The organism is Micromonospora sp. NPDC023814 (assembly GCF_040639595.1).
GTDB lineage: Bacteria > Actinomycetota > Actinomycetes > Mycobacteriales > Micromonosporaceae > Micromonospora.
Genome location: NZ_JBFAAF010000145.1, coordinates 1 through 6,160 on the forward strand (window position 1 = coordinate 1; position 6,160 = coordinate 6,160).

Genomic DNA, 6,160 nt, shown 5'->3' on the forward strand with positions numbered 1-6,160 from the left:
ATGGTGACGGTATCCGCAACGCGATCACTCTGCTGGGCCGGCATCGCTTGACCGAATCCGGCCAAGCGTGAATAGACAAGATCAAAACGCCCAGTTAGAGGGCGTCTCGCTGCTGGATGACATCGTTCGCGAAGGTGCGCGGCGGATGCTGGCCGCGGCGTTGGAGGCCGAGGTCGACGCCTATCTGGCCGAGTTGGCGCACGAGCGCGACGAGCGGGGCCGGCGGTTGGTGGTTCGCAACGGCCACGTCCAGCCGCGGGAGGGTGATGACCGGTGCCGGGCCGATCGAGGTGCGGGCGCCGCGCGTCAACGACAAGCGCACCGATCCGGTCACCGGGCAGCGTCGGCGGTTCCGATCGGCGATCCTGCCGCCGTGGTGCCGCAAGAGCCCGAAGGTCGCCGAGGTGTTGCCGTTGCTGTATCTGCACGGCTTGTCGACCGGGGACTTCGTGCCGGCGTTGCAGCAGTTCCTCGGCTCGGCGGCCGGCCTGTCAGCGGCGGCGATCACGAGGTTGACCCGGCAGTGGACCGACGACTACCACGCCTGGCGCAAGCGGGACCTGTCGCAGGTCGACTACGTGTATGTGTGGGCCGACGGCATCCACGTCAACGTGCGCCTGGACGAGGACAAACTCTGTCTGTTGGTCATCGTTGGCGTGCGCGCGGACGGCACCAAGGAACTGGTCGCCCTGGCCGATGGCTACCGCGAGTCGACCGGCTCCTGGGCTGATGTGCTGCGCGACTGCGCCCGCCGGGGCATGCGCGCCCCTGTCCTCGCCGTCGGTGACGGCGCGCTGGGGTTCTGGGCCGCGCTGCGCGAGGTGTTCCCCGACGCCCGAGAGCAGCACGACTGGCTCCACAAGACCGCCAACGTCCTCGCCGCGCTACCCAAGTCCGCGCACCCGGGCGCGAAGGCCGCCCTGGCCGAGATCTGGGGCGCCGAGGACAAGCCCCACGCCCAACTCGCCGCGAGACGGTTTACGGGCCTGTATGGCGCGAAGCTCGCCAAGGCCGTCGCGAAGGTCACCGACGACCTCGACGAACTGCTCGCCTTCTACGACTACCCGGCCGAGCACTGGATGCACCTACGCACCTCGAACCCGATCGAGTCGACCTTCGCCACCGTCCGGCACCGCACCCGCGTCACCAAGGGCCCCGGCAGCCGCGCCGCCGGCCTCGCCATGGCGTTCAAACTCATCGAAGCCGCACAAGACCGGTGGCGAGCAGTCAACGCACCCCACCTCGTCGCACTGGTCCGCGCCGGCGCGACCTTCGTCAACGGCCGCCTCGTCGAACGACCCGAAGACACCGCAACCGCGTAGCAACTACCTCACCCACAGGTCTTGACGATCTTTCGAACCAGGGCGCTCCGCCGCTCGTCATGTGTGGAAGCGGCGGCCCACCGTCGTCCGTGAGTGACGAGGAGCGTGTGATGAAACTGAGGTTTGGTCGCGGGATGTCCCTCCCGGATCCACCGGTGGGACATGATGATGGGTGGTACCGAGTTGATGATGGACCGGCGCTGCCCGTGCAGGCGGGCGAACGGACCACGTTGACCAGGTGGGCACATCTGATGAAGCCGGGCGCCTTCATCGCGTCGGCCGTGCTCGCCGGCACCGCCGTGTTAGTCGGCGTCATTAGCATGGGCAATCCACAGGCGTCGGCGCACGGCTCGATGCAGTCCCCGCCGAGCCGGATCTACCTCTGCTACCAGGAGGGGCCGGAGGCACCCCGCTCAGACGGGTGCAAGGCAGTCAAGGCGGCCGGCGGCGCGCAGGCGATGTACGACTGGAACGGCGTCCTGATCTCCAACGCCGCTGGCCGACACCGTGAGATCGTTCCCGACGGAGAGCTCTGCAGCGCTGGCAACCCGGTGTTCAAGGGGCTTGACCTCCCCCGAGCTGACTGGACGACGACGAGCCTGCCGTCCAGTGGCAATTATCAGTTCCTTTGGGAGGGGACTGCGCCGCACAATGGAGTCTTCGAGTTCTATGTGACCAAGGACGGCTACGACCCGAGCCAGCCGCTTGCGTGGTCGTCGTTGGAGGCGCAGCCGTTCCTGCGGGCGGAGCAGCCGCCCCTGGAGGGCGGGCTGTTCAAGATCAACGGGAAGTTGCCGGACAAGCGTGGCCGGCACCTCATCTACACAATTTACCAGCGCTCGGACAGTCCAGAGGCTTTCTACGCATGCTCCGACGTAGTCTTCGGCGATGGTGGCGCACCGGTGCCGGTCTCGCCGGCCCCGCAGAGCCCCTCCCCGACCGGCTCGCCGTCGCCGGAACAGCCGTCCTCAAGCGAGCCACCGCGCCCGATCGAGCTCGGGGAGGCACCGGGGGACGGGGCCAGCCCGGGGCCGCCGCACACCCACAGTTCCGACCCGAACCAGCCCGCTCCGCAGCGCCAGCCGTCGACCGGCGTCACCACCTGGCTGGCTGGAACCACGTACGCCACCGGCGCGCAGGTCAGCTATCAGGGCGTGACGTATGTTGCCGCGCTGGGCCACACCGCGCAGCTCGGCTGGGAGCCGCCCCGGGTGCCCGGACTCTGGCACGCCGTGCCGGTCGCCGGATCCGGTGGCGTCCCCTCCTGGCAGGTACAGGTCAGCTACGCCGTCGGCGCGCACGTGAGCTACCAGGGTGTCGTCTACATGTGTCGGCAGGGGCACACCGCCCTGCCCGGATGGGAGCCCACCCGAACCCCGGCACTCTGGGAACCCATGGTGTGACCCTGGGCTTCGCTGACGGCACCAACCGCCGACGGGGCCTCGGAAGGCCCAAGGGGAAGGAAGCGGCCGGCGGACCTCTCCGTCGGCCGCTTCGTGGTGGATTCGCTGCTCGTGTCCTCCGTGACCGAGGCAGCTCGGACAACTACAGCAACCGGACGGGCCCGACCGCATTCTGACCGAGCATCCATCGACAGCCGGACCACACGTGAACGCGGGGTTGGCTCCGTCCGTCGTACTGACGTGCGGAAGATTTGCATCCGTTGGTGGCGGACGCTGGTGTTCACGGTGGTGACGACGGCCGTGTTGGCGCCCGCCCCCGTTGCGAGGGCCGTGCTGCCCCGCTTGGCCCCGGCCGGGATGACCATGCCGCTCCAGCAGGCGCTCGCGGCCCCGGTCAGGTACTACGTCGTGGGTGCACCGGTGAACGGCCACCCAGAGTACCTCTACCAGGTGGCGGTGATAACCCTCGGCAACGGGAAGCGGTACCGCGAGATCTTCGACCTCAACAAGGACCGACCACAGCCCGACGGCGGCAGGCTCACCGATCCGATGGTGGGGCTGCGCCCCGGCTGGATCCTGATGCTCCCCGCCGACGCCAATGGTAGCGGGGTCAGGGTGGGCACTCCACCAAAGGGCGCCGAGCCGACCGTCCCGTCCGCACCGAACCGCGAATCCACACCCACCCCGGCCATCAGCGTCGGGCCGGTCAGCCCCGAGTTCCGGCCGCCAGCCGATGCCCGTCCCACGTCGACCGGCATCTCCACCATGCTCGGCTCCCGCATCGGGGCTCTCGCCCTGATGGTGCTTCTGCTGGCCGGGGCTCTGGTTGTCCTCCGCATCCGGCGGGCGCTAAGTCTGGCCGAGGTGGCGGACCCAGAGGAATGCTCGAGACCTGTGGATCGGTCGGGAAGGGGCGTACGTTCCCGGTGATCGATTCGTGTAGGTCTCGAGCACGGCCGACGTTGGCGCGTCGGTCGGGAAGGCACGCCCGTGTTGACTGAGCCCTTTTCATCATGATCAAGGGCGGTTGACCAGGCAAGCAGTGGCGGCGTGTCGATGTTCCGGATAGGACGAAGCTCCCGGTAGGACAGCAGTCGACCAAGACGCACTGCCCAGCATGGGAGCTCCGTTGCTGACCTATCCTGCCAGCATTCCGCTGTCCACGCGCAGCCTGACCCGCCTGACCGAGTTGATCCGCGACCGGCGCCGCGCGCTCGGCGGCCGCTGGCGCAGGCTGCCCGCGCAGCAACAGGCGCTGATGGCCCTGGCCCACCTGCGCAACGGCGACACCCTGACCCGCCTCGCGGCCGGCTTCGAGGTGTCGGTGGCCACCGTGTGGCGGTACCTACGCGAGGCCCTCGACCTGCTCGCCGCCTGCGCCGACGACCTCGCCGCCGCGATGTGCCGGGCCGCCCGGCTGGCGTATGCCATCCTCGACGGCACGCTGATCCCGATCGACCGGGTCGCCGACCAACGCCCCTACTACTCGGGCTGTGAGAATCGAGGTGCGCTGCTGCGGGTCCGATCTGACCCGTACTCCGGTTGGCCATCGGTGCCCTGTGTTTGATCTGTCGATCGGATCCCGCGGCAGCGTGTGATGCTTCGGACCGGCAGGGCGTGTCCCGATAGGGGCCTTCGCGAACGGGCACCGTCACAGTCCTGACCGCCACCTGGTCCGAGGCCAGCCATCCGCCAGCTGCCGAACCGGGAGAGTAGCCACTGTGCCCACCACGCCCGCGCCCCTGTCCGACCCGCATGTACCTAGCCCTGGCGGTCAGGTGATGATCGGGGTGGACACCCACAAGGACGTTCATGTCGTCGTAGCCTTGAGCGCTCACGGCGCGACGCTGGCTACCTGCTCGTTTCCGACCACGATCGCCGGATACCAGCAGCTGTTGTCCTGGGCGCACGGATTCGGTGACACGGTCGTGGCCGGGGTCGAAGGAACCGGCTCGTGGGGCGCGGGGCTGACGCGGTTCTTGCGGGCCAAGGGCGTCGCCGTGATCGAGGTGAACCGCCCAGATCGTTCGATGCGTCGGCGCCGCGGCAAGAGTGACACCGTCGACGCGGAAGCGGCCGCGCGGGCGGTGCTCTCGGGGCAGGCCACCGTCATCCCGAAGACCGCGGACGGCGCCATGGAAGCCATGCGGTACTACAAGCTCGCCAAGGACTCCGCGGTGAAGTCCCGTACCCAAGCGATCAACCAGCTCAAAGGTGTGATCGTCAACGGTGATCCCGCCTTGCGTGAGCAGCTCACCGGCCTGAGTACCCGCGCCCAGGTGCAGCACTGCGTCCACCTCGAACCCGCCGCCGCCAGCACCGCGATCGCGGCCAGCCGCCGGACGCTGCGCCTCCTCGCCCGACGCATCGAGCACCTCACCACCGAGATCCGGGAACTGGAACGACTTATCACCACCGAGGTCCGAACCGCCGCACCCAAGCTGCTCGATCTGTTCGGCGTCGGCCACGACAGCGCCGCCACCCCTGCTCATCGCCGCCGGCGACAACCCCGAGCGTCTCACCGGTGAGGCCTCCTTCGCCGCGCTGTGCGGCGTCAGCCCGATCGAGCACTCATCAGGCAAAACCCAGCGACGACGCCTCAACCGCGGCGGCAACCGGCAAGCCAACGCCGCACTCTTCCGCATCGCCCTGACCCGGCTACGCGCCGACCCACGCACCCGCGCCTACGTTCAGCGCCGCACCACCGACGGCCGCACCAAACGAGACATCCTCCGCTGCCTCAAGCGCTACATCGCCCGCGAAATCTTCAAAACCATCACCGCAACACCCACGACCGCTCCCACTTGACGAACATAGGGGCATCAAGCACAAACGACATGGCATGACCGTGCAGGTCTTGGCCGATCCCGCCGGCCGGCTGGTCTGGGTCTCACCCGCCCTGCCCGGCGCGGTCCACGACCTGACCGCCGCGCGAACCGTCGGTCTCGTCGACGCGTTGACCAGCCGCGCGGTGATGACCTTCACAGACAAGGGCTACAAGGCGCCGGCGGCACCACCCGGACCCCGTTCAAACGCCACCGACACCGGCCACGGTTGCCGCGACGCCAGAAGGCCGTCAACCGAGGCCACGCCCGAATCCGAGCCGTCGGCGAACGCGCCGTCGCCACCCTCAAGACCTGGAAGATTCTGACCAAGCTGCACTGCTGCCCACGACGCGCCACCGCGATCGTCCAGGCCATCCTCGTCCTACACGCCGTCGAGAACGACCGTCACTCAGTGAGCGTCCGGAAACTTTGGTTACCAGTTGCCGGTGCGGGCGAGTCGGCGTGACATTGTCATGATCATGGCGATGTGGATCATGGCTTCGTGGTGGTCGGGCTGAGCAATAGTCAAGACTTGTGGATGAGAAATCTTGATCAGGCGGCTGCGGCGTCGGTCGTGTCGAGTTCGGCGGTGGGTCGTTCGACGAGTTTG

General features: G+C 68.2%; 4 protein-coding genes and 3 pseudogenes. All 7 read left to right on the forward strand.

The annotated features are described in order from the left end of the window. The first annotated feature begins 55 nt into the window (after positions 1 to 55). Positions 56 to 1,322: pseudogene (locus tag AB0G14_RS34330) on the forward strand (IS256 family transposase). A gap of 251 nt (positions 1,323 to 1,573) precedes the next feature. Next, positions 1,574 to 2,725: a lytic polysaccharide monooxygenase gene (locus AB0G14_RS34335; RefSeq protein ID WP_357704747.1), complete on the forward strand. Its 1,152-nt coding sequence runs from the start codon at positions 1,574 to 1,576 to the stop codon at positions 2,723 to 2,725. Positions 2,726 to 2,965: 240 nt separating this feature from the next. Then, positions 2,966 to 3,655: a hypothetical protein gene (locus AB0G14_RS34340; protein WP_357704749.1), complete on the forward strand. Its 690-nt coding sequence runs from the start codon at positions 2,966 to 2,968 to the stop codon at positions 3,653 to 3,655. A 199-nt stretch (positions 3,656 to 3,854) separates the two neighbouring features. Further along, positions 3,855 to 4,259: pseudogene (locus tag AB0G14_RS34345) on the forward strand (transposase family protein); the annotation flags it as partial. Between the two features lie 247 nt (positions 4,260 to 4,506). After that, positions 4,507 to 5,253: a transposase gene (locus AB0G14_RS34350; RefSeq protein ID WP_357704751.1), complete on the forward strand. Its 747-nt coding sequence runs from the start codon at positions 4,507 to 4,509 to the stop codon at positions 5,251 to 5,253. A gap of 16 nt (positions 5,254 to 5,269) precedes the next feature. Continuing rightward, complete coding sequence (locus AB0G14_RS34355) at positions 5,270 to 5,533, forward strand: transposase (protein WP_357704753.1); 264 nt, start codon at positions 5,270 to 5,272, stop codon at positions 5,531 to 5,533. 16 nt (positions 5,534 to 5,549) lie between these two features. Then, a pseudogene (locus AB0G14_RS34360) lies at positions 5,550 to 6,016 on the forward strand (transposase family protein); the annotation flags it as partial. Between the last annotated feature and the right edge of the window lie 144 nt (positions 6,017 to 6,160).

What these genes read in the sequence shown, in the direction of transcription:
- AB0G14_RS34350 (WP_357704751.1), top strand. Translation starts at nt 4,507, where the DNA reads ATGATCGGGGTGGACACCCACAAGGACGTTCATGTCGTCGTAGCCTTG.
- AB0G14_RS34335 (WP_357704747.1), top strand. Translation starts at nt 1,574, where the DNA reads ATGAAGCCGGGCGCCTTCATCGCGTCGGCCGTGCTCGCCGGCACCGCC.